A 12,971-nucleotide genomic window follows, 5' to 3' on the forward strand; every position below is an offset into this window, starting at 1 on the left:
CCCAACAATCATCCCCACACGTGGTGTTTGGGTTTGTTGTGGTGTGTTTGTTTTGGTCAATTAGTACCAGTAGCCTTCACACCTTACAGTGCTTCCAAGTCTGGCCTATCTACCCCATAGTCTTTAGGGGACCTCAAAAGAAACCTCATCTTAAAACAGGCTTCCCGCTTAGATGCTTTCAGCGGTTATCCCTTCCGTACGTAGCCAACCAGCGATACCCCTGGCGGGATAACTGGCACACTAGAGGTACGTCCGTCCCGGTCCTCTCGTACTAGGGACAGCCTTCTTCAAGTTTCAACGCGCGCGGCGGATAGAGACCGAACTGTCTCACGACGTTCTGAACCCAGCTCGCGTGCCGCTTTAATGGGCGAACAGCCCAACCCTTGGGACCTACTCCAGCCCCAGGATGCGACGAGCCGACATCGAGGTGCCAAACCATCCCGTCGATATGGACTCTTGGGGAAGATCAGCCTGTTATCCCCGGGGTACCTTTTATCCGTTGAGCGACACCACATCCACAAGTAGGTGCCGGATCACTAGTCCCGACTTTCGTCCCTGCTCGACATGTCTGTCTCACAGTCAAGCTCCCTTGTGCACTTACACTCACCACCTGATTGCCAACCAGGCTGAGGGAACCTTTGGGCGCCTCCGTTACATTTTGGGAGGCAACCGCCCCAGTTAAACTACCCACCAGGCACTGTCCCCAACCCAGATCATGGGCCAAGGTTAGATGCTCAATCCGATCAGAGTGGTATTTCAACAACGACTCCACCACCACTAGCGTGACGATTTCACAGTCTCCCACCTATCCTACACAAACCGAACCAAACACCAATACCAAGCTATAGTGAAGGTCCCGGGGTCTTTTCGTCCTGCCGCGCGTAACGAGCATCTTTACTCGTAATGCAATTTCACCGGGCCTGTGGTCGAGACAGCAGAGAAGTCGTTACGCCATTCGTGCAGGTCGGAACTTACCCGACAAGGAATTTCGCTACCTTAGGATGGTTATAGTTACCACCGCCGTTTACTGGGGCTTAAATTCTCAGCTTCGCAACCACAAAGGTTACTAACCGGTCCTCTTAACCTTCCAGCACCGGGCAGGCGTCAGTCCATATACATCAACTTAACGTCTTCGCATGGACCTGTGTTTTTGATAAACAGTCGCTTCCCTCTATTCTCTGCGACCCCACAACACTCCAACCGCACAGGGTCTTCACGTCACAGGGCCCCCCTTCTCCCGAAGTTACGGGGGCATTTTGCCGAATTCCTTAACCACAGTTCACCCGAACGCCTTAGTATCTTCAACCTGACCACCTGTGTCGGTTTAGGGTACGGGCCATACACACACTCGCTAGAGGCTTTTCTCGACAGTACAGGATCACCACCATCAACCCCAATGGGTCTACGCATCACGCCTCAACCACAATGTGTGGCGGATTTACCTACCACACGGCCTACACGCTTACACCACCAATCCACTAAGTGGCGCGGCTACCTCACTGCGTCACCCCATCACTTGAACCACACATCAGGCCCCACGACATCAACACCACCAACACTCAAAAAGTGAAAAGGTAGCGTATCCGCAGTGGTTAGTATCCGTGCTTTATCATGGGCGCACATGTACGGGTACCAGAATATCAACTGGTTATCCATCGACTACGCCTGTCGGCCTCGCCTTAGGTCCCGACTCACCCTGGGAAGACGAACTTGACCCAGGAACCCTTAGTCATCCGGCGGTAAGGATTCTCACCTTACAATTCGTTACTCATGCCTGCATTCTCACTCGCACACAGTCCACGCCTCCTCACGGTAACGCTTCCACCCATGCACGACGCTCCCCTACCCAAACAACAAAAAAATGTTGCTTGCCGCGGCTTCGGCGGTGTACTTGAGCCCCACTACATTGTCGGCGCAGAACCACTCGACCAGTGAGCTATTACGCACTCTTTCAAGGATGGCTGCTTCTAAGCCAACCTCCTGGCTGTCTTCGCGATCCCACATCCTTTTCCACTTAGTACACCCTTAGGGGCCTTAACCGGCGATCTGGGCTGTTTCCCTCTCGACTATGAAGCTTATCCCCCACAGTCTCACTGCCGCACAACACAATTGATGGCATTCGGAGTTTGGCTGACATTGCTAAGATTGTAGTCCCGCTCAACCAACCAGTCGCTCTACCTCCACCAAGCTAAATGCGACGCTGCACCTAAATGCATTTCGGGGAGAACCAGCTATCACGGAGTTTGATTGGCCTTTCACCCCTACCCACAGCTCATCCCCGCAGTTTTCAACCTACGTGGGTTCGCGCCTCCACAACCTCTTACAGCTGCTTCACACTGGCCATGGGTAGATCACCCCGCTTCGGGTCCAGGACATGCCACTTATCACCCCATTAGGATTCGGTTTCCCTACGGCTACCCCACACGGGTTAACCTCGCGACATGCCGCTGACTCGCAGGCTCATTCTTCAAAAGGCACGCCATCACACACAAACAGGTGCTCTGACGGATTGTAAGCACATGGTTTCAGGAACTATTTCACTCCCCTCCCGGGGTACTTTTCACCATTCCCTCACGGTACTATCCACTATCGGTCACACTGAGTATTTAGGCTTACCGGGTGGTCCCGGCAGATTCACAACAGATTCCACGAGCCCGTTGCTACTCGGGAACCCAACAACCCCCACATCATCATCTTCAGCTACAGGACTCTCACCTACTCCGGCAGATCATTCCAAACCACTTCACCTAACAACAATGCACAGGGCGTGCCACTGGTAGATGACACAAAATCAGGCCCCACAACACCGCACACACAACCCCTACCAGGTATCACATGCACACGGTTTAGCCTCATCCACGTTCGTTCGCCACTACTAGCAGAATCATTATTATTTTCTCCTCCTACGGGTACTGAGATGTTTCACTTCCCCGCGTAACCCCCACAACAGCTATGAATTCACTGAAGGGTAACCCCACATAACCAGGGCCAGGTTTCCCCATTCGGACATCCTCGGATCAACGCTTTATTGACAACTCCCCGAGGCTTAACGCAGCCTTACACGTCCTTCATCGGCTCAGCATGCCAAGGCATCCACCATGCGCCCTAAATAACGAACACACCAACCACCACACACAAACCACACAACACGAAGCCATGCAGCCAGCATGTGGCAGCAACAAGTGAACTTGACAAAATAAACAAAAAGAAAAATCACATCACACACACAAGACACCACCCACAAAAGCAGGCGGCATCATGTGAGATGCTCGCGTCCACTATACAGTTCTCACACAACACCCCAACCAGCAACAAACACCACCACAACAAACGATGCTCATCAACCAGTCAGGCACACACAAAAGGGGATAATGCCCCAGACACCCAACAATGCACCAACGACTTACCAATCAACTTTACTTCCTGTATGCATGGACACTTTTACGCATGTCACAAAGCACTGTCTCAACACTTAGACCCTGCTGATTAAGGTGTATGTCCTACCCGGAATTTCCATATTCGGTGGCAGCAGAACACTCGCCCACTCAACCACCAACCCACCATCAAACAACAGTGGGCAACCCACAACTGTGGGCCATTGGCTGCAACTGCAGCCAAAATAAAAGCTCCTTAGAAAGGAGGTGATCCACCCGCACCTTCCGGTACGGGTACCTTGTTACGACTTCGTCCCAATCGCCGATCCCACCTTCGACGGCTCCCTAACACGTTTAGGCCACCGGCTTCGGGTGTTACCAACTTTCATGACGTGACGGGCGGTGTGTACAAGGCCCGGGAACGTATTCACCGCAGCATTGCTGATCTGCGATTACTAGCGACTCCGACTTCATGGGGTCGAGTTGCAGACCCCAATCCGAACTAAGGCCGGCTTTCAGCGATTCGCTCCACCTCACAGTGTCGCAGCGCGTTGTACCGACCATTGTAGCATGTGTGAAGCCCTGGACATAAGGGGCATGATGATTTGACGTCATCCCCACCTTCCTCCGAGTTAACCCCGGCAGTCTCTCATGAGTCCCCAACCAAATGCTGGCAACATAAGACAAGGGTTGCGCTCGTTGCGGGACTTAACCCAACATCTCACGACACGAGCTGACGACAACCATGCACCACCTGTACACCAACCACAAAGGGACGAACTATCTCTAGCCCAATCTGGTGTATGTCAAGCCCAGGTAAGGTTCTTCGCGTTGCATCGAATTAATCCACATGCTCCGCCGCTTGTGCGGGCCCCCGTCAATTCCTTTGAGTTTTAGCCTTGCGGCCGTACTCCCCAGGCGGGGCGCTTAATGCGTTAGCTACGGCACGAAAGTCGTAGAAAGACCCTCACACCTAGCGCCCACCGTTTACGGCATGGACTACCAGGGTATCTAATCCTGTTCGCTACCCATGCTTTCGCTCCTCAGCGTCAGTAACTGCCCAGTAACCTGCCTTCGCCATCGGTGTTCCTCCTGATATCTGCGCATTTCACCGCTACACCAGGAATTCCAGTTACCCCTACAGCACTCAAGTTATGCCCGTATCGCCTGCACGCCCGGAGTTAAGCCCCAGAATTTCACAGACGACGCGACAAACCACCTACGAGCCCTTTACGCCCAGTAATTCCGGACAACGCTCGCACCCTACGTATTACCGCGGCTGCTGGCACGTAGTTAGCCGGTGCTTCTTATCTAGGTACCGTCACAAAAAGCTTCGTCCCTAGCGAAAGGAGTTTACAACCCGAAGGCCTTCATCCCCCACGCGGCGTCGCTGCATCAGGCTTGCGCCCATTGTGCAATATTCCCCACTGCTGCCTCCCGTAGGAGTCTGGGCCGTATCTCAGTCCCAATGTGGCCGTACACCCTCTCAGGCCGGCTACCCGTCGCCGCCTTGGTAGGCCATTACCCCACCAACAAGCTGATAGGCCGCGAGCTCATCCTACACCGAAAAAACTTTCCAACCACCACACTAAAGATGGCTCCTATCCGGTATTAGACCCAGTTTCCCAAGCTTATCCCGAAGTGCAGGGCAGATCACCCACGTGTTACTCACCCGTTCGCCACTCGAGTACCCTGCAAGCAGGGCCTTTCCGTTCGACTTGCATGTGTTAAGCACGCCGCCAGCGTTCGTCCTGAGCCAGGATCAAACTCTCCACAAAAAGAAAATTTCGAACAAAAAAATCCAGAATAGGCCGTGAAAAGCCCAAACCTAACCAAAAGAACAAACCACCACAAACCCACAAAAGCAGGCCCATGCTGGCGTCCAAAAATTACTACAAAGAAAAATAAACTGCCTCCCCAACCCGACGGGGCACAAAAAAGGGAGACAAAAAGTTGAACACAATCACATGCCAACCAATCCATCAATGCAGCCGAAACACTAAACAGTATTCAAAAAGATGCGTATTCCAACACCTTACCGGCACACACCAACCAACAAACCACCATTAGGTTCGCCGGCCAACAGACCAATCAACACACAACCATGCACACAAAAATAAAAATAAGTACATTGGCACACTATTGAGTTCTCAGACATCATCACCACACAACAGCTACATGCCTAAAAGCATGGAACTCGTTGCGAGTAAAAAATTGTTTTCGTCAGGGCCTGTTTTCCTATCGCCACTTCAGTCAGAGACAGTGTCTGTCTCTGTGGGGCGCTGTCGGTCGCGCTGACTCGTATTAAGTTACACACCGCTTTAAATTTTCACAAACTCGCTGGTCAGCACGAATTTCGGACACTTTTATTTCATGCCAAGCCAGCCCGCAAGGCCTTTCTCCCACAGGCTGCTTATGCGGCGTGCATACATCGGCAGGGTTACGGCCCATACGGCGTAGATGCCAAGGCTTATAAACATCCCCACCGCGGCCGAGACATAGCCTTGGGCGAAAAGCCAGACCAGCACTGCGATACCGAGGAGGTACGCGACAAAGACTCCAAGGGTCCTCTTCTCTAGGAACTCGAGGTACGTAAGCCCAGGTACGGTGACGGCCGCGATTGCGGTGATGCCGGCGGCGACCTCGATTGTGTTCCCCCAGAAAGAAAGGGCCAAGCCCACGGCGGCGCAACCAAGGATGGGGATGAGCCCGGTCATTGCGGTCATGGAAGCCCAGCGGCGACGCGTGCCGCCGAGCGTGACGTAATCCCTGAGCGTATCGCGCAACATGCCCATGGGCTGGCTGCTAAAGAAGGCGAAGAATACCCAAGCAATGAAAGCGATGAATTCCATCGTTCCCCACAGCGTGCTCATTAGCGAAAGCACAACGTTGATGGCTAAAAATACGACGACCAGCACCCACATGCGGACCTGGCGGCGGTATACAGCCTGCGCGTCGAGCGTCGGCGGGAAACGCCCAAGCTTGGATGCAATTCCCAAAGGGGTCGTCGAGTAGCCCGTCCTGGTTGGGGTTGGTTCGCGCCACAGTGCCCATGCCAATGCCGCCGCATAAACAGCCAACGCCCACCAGCCCTGCCGTGCAGCCGTTCCTGCCATGGCCACGACAGCGAAAACCGTGACTATAATCCGGCGATGTTCATTCCATATCTGTGAGCTCAGGCCTAGTACTTGGTACTTATCAAAACTGGGTTGATACGTCAGGATGGGCACAAGGGGCAAGAGCAAGGTGACAGTTCCCCACTTTTCGCCAAAAAGTACGGGGTAAACCGCAATGAAGAAGAGGACTGTAACCCAAACCCATTCCGTTGTGTGCCATAGAAGTTTCATGACTGCTCCTCCAATGCTCGGACAGCCTTTTCAAGTGATACCTCTGCTACCCGGAGATGATGTTCGTTGGCATAGCGGAAGACGGGATCGGGCGAGGTAGTGCGGGCATCGACAAGCACCTGGTCTCCCAGGCTTGTTGAAGCGCGCTCCAATACCGGCAGGTCCAGTGCGGAAATTGCCTCGGAGATCGCCTCTTCGGGCCCGCTGACTTCCAGGAAAGAATCAACAAATTCATCTACGGGGCCGCTAATGGGGTGCTCCCCCATGAGGGAAATGGTGTCCAGCAAGCCCTCTATTTCATTGAGGTGATGGGTGGATACCACGATGGTACGACCGTGCTCTTCCCGGAGGACCTGGTAAAAGAGTTCGCGGCGCGGCAGGTCGAGGCCCAGATAAGGCTCGTCCAGAAGCATTATTTCGCAGCCAGAGGCAACGGCGAAGACAAATCCCAACGCCGATTTTTGCCCGCGCGAGAGCGCAGAATACGCCTTATTGGGGATGTCGAAGCCGGCGATGAGGTCGTCGTAGCGGTCCGCATTCCAGTTGGGCCATCGGGCCTGGCCGACGGCGCCGAGTTTCTTGCTTCCCCACGAATTCGGCAGCGGATTGTCGATGCCCATGAGGATCACCCGGTTGAGCACGGATTGGTTATCAAAGGGCTGGCGGTCAAAGACCGTGATGCGGCCGGATTGAATTTGGCCGGCGATTTTTCGCAATAAGGTGGTCTTGCCAATTCCGTTGCGGCCCACCAGACCATGGGTAAGACCTGCGGAAAAGGTGAAATCGCGGGTAGTAATCATGAGTACATTCCTCTACTTTCTGCAACCCGATCGAAAAGGTCATGCAGCTGCGCGCGGTTATAGCCCAGGCGCACTGCTTCATCGACAAGCGGGGCCATATATTCCGCGGCAAAGTCGCCTCGCCTGCGCTCGCGAATGGCACCCGATGCACCCTCGGCCACAAACATGCCGATGCCCCGCCGCTTTTCCAGCACCCCCAGATCCACCAAGAGGGTGATCCCCTTCCGCGCGGTTGCGGGGTTGATGTTGTGGAAATCCGCCAACTCATTGGTGGAAGGTGCTTTATCGCCCTCCGCCAGAGTGCCGTCCACAATGGTGTCTTCCACCAAGGACGCAATCTGCCGAAAGAGCGGCTGCGTGGAGTTATCCATCATCACCTTCGGCTCGTTAGTTACTTAGTTAGTTGTGTAACTAACCATATAACACGCTTGCCGACGCCGCAATGGTCACCGAATTCTTTTCATTTGCGGCCAATATGCTGGGAATTAGCGAATTGTGATCGACGTTTCGGGGTGAATAAGGCACACTGGAGGTAACAAAGAATTTTATTTAGAACAATTAGAACGGAACTTAGGAGCCATGCTTGAACGCACACTTGTCTTTGTCGATACCTCATACCTGCTCGCGAGCTTTTATAACTCCTGGGAAACGGGGGCTCGCGCGCAACTAGAAATCGATCTGCCCGAGGTGGTCAGCACCATGGGCGGAATGATCGAGGAGCAATTAGGCAACCCGATTCAGCGCCAATACTGGTACGACGGAATCCCGGATACCGGTCCGCACCGCTACCAACGCGCCCTTCGCACCTGCGAGGGCGTGCAATTGCGCACGGGACAACTCATTGAATGGGGTGAGCGACGCACCCAAAAGGGCGTCGACACCCGGCTTGTGGCCGATATGGTCATGGCCGCCGTGAAGAACCAGTTCACCGACTTCGTGCTGGTCAGCGGCGATGCTGACATGATCCCCGGCGCGCAGACCGCCGTAGACAATGGCATCCGCGTGCACCTGTACGGCTTTGGCTGGGACTCGATGTCCGCAGCGCTGCGCCATACGTGTGATTCCACCACCATCTTGGATCCGCGCGAGGACTTCGCGGATTCCATGGAGTTGCAGGTCCTCGAGGGACCGCTTCCCCCAGTTGTGCGCGATGCAGCGCAGAAGGCAGAGGGAGCAGAAGAGGAGCTTCCGGGCACCGAACACTGCGACGAGTGCGAAGAGCCCTCCGAGGTAGAAACCGCATTCGGCACCCCAGAAAAGCCCACGCCGGCACCTACCCCAAAGCCCGCGCCGCCTCAAAGCGCACAGCAGGCTGCGCCACCAGCCCAACAAGAGCAGGAAAAGCCCGCCGCGGAAGAGGCCGAGGCTACCGATCAAGCAGCACCAAAGCCTGCGCCGAAACCGTCAATGATGGCACCGCGGCGCAAGCTGCGCTCGAAGTACGTCCCGCTGCCAGAAGAGGTCTGGAGCTCTGCCGGGTTCCAGTCACCATTCGATGTGGGCCAGCAATACGCATCATGGTGGTTTGATAATGCCGCCAACTCAGAGCAGCGCGACCAAGCCCACTTACTGTCTGGCGGCGGATTGCCACCGGAAATCGACCGCCCGCTGCTGCAGTTCGCCTGCGAAACCCTGCATGAATACACGCTGACGGAAACCCAGCGCGTCAACTTGCGCGATGGGTTCCACTCAGGGATTCGCGGCGTGCTTATTAATATCCGCCGCGAGAATTAATCCCCGGATTCGATTTCCTTCTTCTTGGCCATATCGGCGCGCAGCGCATCGAGCCGCGCGCTGGCCTTCATGTCGTTGCCGGCCGCTTGAATCTCGCTCATGCGGTCGCCGCCGGTTGCCTGCTGCAATTCTTGTGCACCAAGGGCATCGGCATAGCGCTTTTCAATCTTGGCGCGGACGGAATCTAGACTCGGCACGGAATCATCGGGCTTGAGCTCGTTCATGGAATCGAGCGCTTCCGCGTTCTTTTCCTGCATAGCAGCCTGATCCGCCTGCGCTTCTAGCTGGCTCACCTGTGCCAGCTGCTCCTTCAGGCGGGCCTCGGACTGTTTTTGCTGGTTCTTGGCCTGTTCAGCCGCCTGCTCCGCCGCCGCGTACTGCTGCTTGACGTCTTCCAGTTCCTGTTCCACCGCAACGAGCTGGGAGGCCACTACCTCAGCGGCTTGGTTGTACTCATTCGCCTTCTGTGGGTCCTCGGCGGAATCCGCAAGCTCCAATGCGCGCTGGGTTTGGGATTGGTAATCCTGCTGGGACTTCACCAGGCGGTTCATCTGCATTTCCAACTGAGACTTGTGCCCGATGATCTCTGCCGCATGATCAGAAATCTCTTGGTGCTGTTCCTTGGCGGCCTTAACCGCCTGCTGGATTTGGACCTTTGGATCGGCGTTCTCATCAATCTTTTGATCGAGAGAACTCATCACGTACTTCCAGCCCTTGCTGAAGGGGTTAGCCATCACAATCTCCTTTGGTCATAAAAAAGACGCTTTCTAGCGAGTTTAGCGATACTCACCAGAAAGCGCCGTGGAAGCTCTGAAAATTCAGATTCTATGCCTGCTGTGCGTTCTGCTCTTCAACCTGGCGGCGAACCTCAGCCATGTCCAGGTCCTTGACCTGCTTGAGCAGATCCTCCAGCGCTGCGGGCGGCAGTGCGCCAGCCTCGCGGAATACGAGGATGCCATCGCGGAAGATCATCAGGGTAGGAATGGACTGAATCTGCAGCGCGGAAGCAAGGCCCTGGTTTGCCTCGGTGTCCAGCTTGGCAAAGGTAGCATCCGTGTGCTCCTCGGATGCCTTCTCGTAGACAGGGGCAAAGCGCTTACATGGGCCGCACCAGTCCGCCCAGGCATCGACAAGCGTAATGCCTTCGCCGGTTACGGTCTGTTCAAAGTTCTCTTCAGTGACATCAATAGTAGCCATACTCGTTGTAACTCCTTTACATTGTGGTTTATTCCCCACCGTACCTAAATTTCTTCCTTGCCTGATACCCCTAGGGGGTATAGCATGGAAGCATAAGCAATCGAGAAAGGATGATAGTCATGGCAACGAAGAACTACACCGTAGAAGGAATGAGCTGCGGACACTGCGAAATGTCCATCCGCGAAGAGGTAGGCGAAATCGCCGGTGTGGACGCGGTTTCCGCAGACCACACCACCGGCGCAGTGTCTGTCTCCGGCAGCGATTTCACCGATGAGCAAGTAGCAGCCGCCGTAGCCGAAGCCGGATACACCCTGAAGTAGGCGAATAACATGTCACACGTTGATCTCGGGGTCTCGGGCATGACCTGCACGTCCTGCTCTTCCCGGGTAGAACGCAAGCTCAACAAGGTAGACGGCGTTGAGGCGAGCGTTAACTTCGCCACCGAATCCGCCTCTATTGAGTTCGATCCGGAGACTTCTACGCCCGCGGATCTGATCAAGGTCGTCGAAGGCGCCGGATACAGCGCCTTCGATATGTCCGGCAGCGATGACGGCGACCAGGACGAGGACGCAGAGGGCACGCCGGTTGATGATGCCCGCGCTGCCGAACAACAGAGCCTGCTGCGGCGCACCATCATCTCCGCGGTCCTGTCCGCCCCCATCATGGTCGTCTCCATGGTGCCTGCCCTCCAGTTCCAGAACTGGCAGTGGGCCTGCGCCATGCTGGCCACCATCGTCTTCATCTTTGGTGGCGCCCCCTTCCACTCCGCTACGTGGACCAACCTGAAGCACGGCTCGTTCACCATGGATACCTTGATTTCCATGGGTACCTCGGCCGCCTACCTGTGGTCCCTGTACGCGCTATTCTTTGGCAACGCCGGCGAGCCCGGCATGACGATGAGCATGTCGTGGTCCTCCAGCTCGGCCGAGATGGACCATATCTACTTTGAGTCTGTGGGAATGGTCATTACCTTCCTGCTCCTCGGTCGTTGGTTCGAGGTCAAGGCCAAGGGACAGTCTTCTGAGGCGCTGCGCACCCTGCTATCCATGGGCGCGAAGGAAGCCTCCGTGCTGCGGGATGGCAAGGAAAAGCGCATCCCCATCTCCCAATTGCAGGTGGGCGATGTCTTCGTTGTGCGCCCGGGCGAAAAGATTGCCACCGATGGTGAGGTCGTCTCCGGCAATTCTGCAGTCGATGCCTCCATGATCACCGGTGAATCCGTCCCGGAAGAAGTGGGCGTGGGCGATACCGTTACCGGCGCCACCATTAACGCTTCCGGCAAGTTGGAGGTTAAGGCCACCCAGGTGGGCGAGGACACGGTCCTTTCCCAAATGGCCGCCTTGGTCACCAACGCACAGGCCTCCAAGGCACCCGTGCAGCGCCTGGTGGACCGCATCGCGCAGGTCTTCGTGCCGGTAGTCATCGGGATTTCCGTCCTCACGCTGCTGGTACACCTCATCTTTGGCGGCGTGGCGCCGGCGTTTATCGCCGCCGTCTCCGTGCTGATCATCGCCTGCCCTTGCGCGCTGGGCCTTGCCACCCCGACCGCCATCTTGGTCGGCACCGGCCGCGGTGCCCAGCTGGGCTTGCTCATCAAGGGCCCGGAGATCCTCGAGTCCACCAAACAGGTCGATACCATCGTGATGGATAAGACCGGCACGGTGACCGCCGGGGAAATGTCCGTTACGGCCGTGCATGGCGATGTCCTCGATTATGCCGCCGCCGTCGAGCGGAACTCCGAGCACCCCATCGCCCAGGCCATTGCCCGCGAACGCGACGTGGAGCCCGGTACCGATTTTTCCACCAGCACCGCTGGCGTGGAAGCAACGGCGGATGGGGTGCGCGTGGGCGTCGGCAAGCCGCGTGGAGACCTAGGCCAGTACGCTGAGGCCTTCCGCGAGGCAGAGGCCGCGGGCGCTACCCCGGTGGCGGTGTACCTCGACGATGAGCTCGCTGGGCTCATTGAGGTCCGCGACACCGTCAAGCCCACCTCCGCTGAGGCCGTCCAGCAGATGAAGCAGCTGGGCCTGACCCCGCACCTGCTGACCGGCGATAACGAGGGCGCTGCGAAGCGCGTGGCCGAGGAAGTTGGCATTACCGGGGTCACGGCCGGCGTGGTTCCGGAGGAAAAGGTCGACGTCATCAAGAAGCTGCAGTCCGAGGGACACAATGTGGCGATGGTTGGTGACGGCGTCAACGATGCCGCGGCCTTGGCCCAAGCGGACCTTGGCTTGGCGATGGGCGCCGGTACCGACGTTGCCATCGAGGCCTCCGATATCACCTTGATGAATGGGGACCTGCGGTCCGCAGCCGATGCCATTCGCCTGTCCCGCCGCACGCTGCAGATCATTAAGGGCAACCTGTTCTGGGCCTTTGCCTATAATATTATTCTCATCCCCGTGGCGGCCTTTGGCCTGCTCAACCCGCTATTTGCAGGCATCGCCATGGCATTGAGCTCCGTATTCGTCGTTTCCAATTCCCTGCGTCTCCGGAAATTTTCTACCCAGCGCTATGATTAG

General features: G+C 56.1%; 8 protein-coding genes and 2 rRNA genes. 3 read left to right on the plus strand and 7 right to left on the minus strand.

The annotated features are described in order from the left end of the window. Positions 1 to 41: 41 nt before the first annotated feature. From HMPREF1267_RS00005 to HMPREF1267_RS00025, 5 genes are all read right to left on the minus strand, one after another. Positions 42 to 3,120 (minus strand): 23S ribosomal RNA (locus HMPREF1267_RS00005). Positions 3,121 to 3,634: 514 nt separating this feature from the next. Beyond that, positions 3,635 to 5,152, minus strand: a 16S ribosomal RNA gene (locus HMPREF1267_RS00010). Together the 16S and 23S rRNA genes form the textbook arrangement of a ribosomal RNA operon. 588 nt (positions 5,153 to 5,740) lie before the next feature. Beyond that, positions 5,741 to 6,490 (minus strand): hypothetical protein, encoded by a 750-nt coding sequence (locus tag HMPREF1267_RS00015; RefSeq protein ID WP_232215084.1) that lies wholly within the window; start codon positions 6,488 to 6,490, stop codon positions 5,741 to 5,743. A 227-nt stretch (positions 6,491 to 6,717) separates the two neighbouring features. After that, positions 6,718 to 7,521, minus strand: coding sequence for an ATP-binding cassette domain-containing protein (locus HMPREF1267_RS00020; RefSeq protein ID WP_023027974.1), 804 nt, complete (start codon positions 7,519 to 7,521; stop codon positions 6,718 to 6,720). Continuing rightward, positions 7,518 to 7,892 carry a GntR family transcriptional regulator gene (locus tag HMPREF1267_RS00025; RefSeq protein WP_034653268.1) on the minus strand — a complete coding sequence of 125 codons (375 nt, stop codon included), beginning with the start codon at positions 7,890 to 7,892 and terminating at the stop codon, positions 7,518 to 7,520. The genes HMPREF1267_RS00020 and HMPREF1267_RS00025 overlap by 4 nt, the downstream gene beginning before the upstream one ends. A gap of 208 nt (positions 7,893 to 8,100) precedes the next feature. Between HMPREF1267_RS00025 and HMPREF1267_RS00030 the strand changes: the two genes are divergently transcribed. Continuing rightward, complete coding sequence (locus tag HMPREF1267_RS00030) at positions 8,101 to 9,255, plus strand: NYN domain-containing protein (RefSeq protein ID WP_005280398.1); 1,155 nt, start codon at positions 8,101 to 8,103, stop codon at positions 9,253 to 9,255. On the opposite strand, the gene HMPREF1267_RS00035 is transcribed toward HMPREF1267_RS00030, so the two are convergent. Next, complete coding sequence (locus HMPREF1267_RS00035) at positions 9,252 to 9,989, minus strand: PspA/IM30 family protein (protein WP_005280399.1); 738 nt, start codon at positions 9,987 to 9,989, stop codon at positions 9,252 to 9,254. The genes HMPREF1267_RS00030 and HMPREF1267_RS00035 overlap by 4 nt on opposite strands. Positions 9,990 to 10,080: 91 nt before the next feature. After that, positions 10,081 to 10,452, minus strand: coding sequence for a thioredoxin (gene trxA, locus HMPREF1267_RS00040; protein ID WP_005275779.1), 372 nt, complete (start codon positions 10,450 to 10,452; stop codon positions 10,081 to 10,083). Positions 10,453 to 10,571: 119 nt separating this feature from the next. Here trxA and HMPREF1267_RS00045 point away from each other — a divergent pair, with 119 nt between their 5' ends. Continuing rightward, the gene (locus HMPREF1267_RS00045; protein WP_023027975.1) at positions 10,572 to 10,772 is read left to right on the plus strand and encodes a heavy-metal-associated domain-containing protein; all 201 of its coding nucleotides are present in this window, start codon (positions 10,572 to 10,574) and stop codon (positions 10,770 to 10,772) included. Between the two features lie 9 nt (positions 10,773 to 10,781). Next, positions 10,782 to 12,971, plus strand: a complete 2,190-nt coding sequence (locus HMPREF1267_RS00050) for a cation-translocating P-type ATPase (protein WP_023027976.1) — start codon at positions 10,782 to 10,784, stop codon at positions 12,969 to 12,971.

The sequence above is a fragment of the Corynebacterium sp. KPL1824 genome (assembly GCF_000478095.1).
GTDB classification, from domain to species: domain Bacteria; phylum Actinomycetota; class Actinomycetes; order Mycobacteriales; family Mycobacteriaceae; genus Corynebacterium; species Corynebacterium accolens.